This window comes from Oleiphilus sp. HI0117 (genome assembly GCF_001635235.1).
On the sequence record NZ_LWGA01000175.1, the window covers coordinates 1 to 1,015 of the forward strand.

Sequence of the window (1,015 nt, forward strand, 5' to 3'; positions counted from 1 at the left end):
GTAGATGCTTAAGGTTTCGCCCTGTATGGCCCGTTGATACGCGTGCCATCATGCCCATGGTCATAACGCCAATAGCGCCGACAGCAAAAGCATGTATGGACAAATAAGGCGACAGTGAAAGTCTGGTTTCAAATACAAAAATTAAAAAGCCGATGGTAATTGAACCCAGGGTTACGAAGAAACTCCATAGCAAAGGGGATTTCCATATACCTGATGTATACCAGCCGATCATACGTATGGTCGTGATAATGACCATGAGTGCCGCAGCAGTCTGCGCGAGGGTGATATAGTTGGTAAAGAGGGTTGCGATAAAAAACACTAAAAAGACCAGCATACTTGAGATATCGAGAATTCTAGAGTTAAACAAGGTCACTTCGTAGCCTACCCCTCGTTCAATAAAAAGAGGAATAATCCGACGCCCGATGGTCAGGATCAGACCGACAACGATATAGAGGCCTGCGTAGAGGGATGTATGTGCACCTGAATCACTAAAACCAAGTGCTTGAGCATAGAAAAAGGCATTCCCGACTGCAATCAGCACTAGCTTCGAAAGAATCGCCATTTGACGCCATTGTTTGACTTGGATGATCGGCTTGGCAATAGCGTAGCCGAGACAAACGATAAAGATGAGGTCGAAGAATGCAGCGAGTGATAGTACGTTAATCAGCCACATTAGGCGTGCCAGGGCCCACAAAGAAAAGAGGATCATGAGCGGTTTGCCGTGAGGAGTCTGTAGGCCGGTCCAGTTTTTTACTGCGGTTAACAAAAAGCCGGCGATTACTGCCACGGCGTAGCCATAGATCATTTCATGAGCGTGCCATTGAAAAGGGCTGATGCTATTTGAATTAAAAGACCAGGCTTGGTTTAGAAAGAGTAACCATACGGCGATGCTGACTAAAGAAAGGAGGCTAGCACCGGCGAAAAATGCACGAAAGCCAAGGTTGAATAATGCTGGGTGTTGAGAGCTGAGCTCGTGTTTAGGTTGCATTGACGATTCCTATGCCAGCTAGTGAGG

The 1,015-nt window shown here is 46.6% G+C and carries 1 protein-coding gene; it reads right to left on the bottom strand.

The genetic code is table 11. The annotated features are described in order from the left end of the window. The coding region (locus A3757_RS02265; RefSeq protein ID WP_068739104.1) for an NnrS family protein at positions 1 to 988 on the bottom strand (988 nt) is incomplete at its 3' end. Positions 989 to 1,015: the final 27 nt, after the last annotated feature.